Origin of the sequence: Pseudoblastomonas marina (assembly GCF_014641655.1) — a bacterium.
GTDB classification, from domain to species: domain Bacteria; phylum Pseudomonadota; class Alphaproteobacteria; order Sphingomonadales; family Sphingomonadaceae; genus Alteriqipengyuania_A; species Alteriqipengyuania_A marina.
Map to the genome: position 1 here is coordinate 1 of NZ_BMID01000043.1, position 590 is coordinate 590.

The window sequence follows — 590 nt, forward strand, 5'->3', positions numbered from 1 at the left end:
AAACGATTATTAATGAATTAGGTATAAACCCTGTATATGTTTATGAAGATTTAAATCAACCTTCCAGTTGAAAACAAATATTACATGATACAAGAGATTTAAGCGGTGTATATATGATAATTAATAAAACAACAAAAGATTATTATATAGGTTCTGCATCCAATAATAGATTTTATACTAGATTCTGTAATCATGTTATTCATTTTACAGGTAGCAAAATAGTTAAATTAGCAATTAAAAAGTATGAATTGAAAAATTTTGCTTTTGTTATATTAGATTTATATCCTAATGTTGTTACCAAAGAAAATAACAAGGAATTATTGGATTTAGAAGATAAATATTTAAAACTATTAGTGCCTAATTATAATATTTTAACCGAAGCAGGTTCTAGTTTTGGTTACAAACATACTGAAATAGATCGTCAAAAGATGAAAGATCTTTATAGTGACGCTAGACGAGAAAAGATAGGTAGTCTAAATAGGGGTAAAAAGTTTTCTCCTGAAACAATAGAAAAAATAAGAGAAAAGGCTTTAACTAGACCTCCTATGTCAGAAGAAACTAAAATAAAATGTATTGCTAATACAAGACCT

Annotated in this window: 1 protein-coding gene; it reads left to right on the forward strand. The window is 26.1% G+C overall.

What is annotated here, in order from left to right:
• Nucleotides 1–113: 113 nt before the first annotated feature.
• The coding region (locus IEW49_RS13490) for a GIY-YIG nuclease family protein (RefSeq protein WP_188643245.1) at nucleotides 114–590 on the forward strand (477 nt) is incomplete at its 3' end.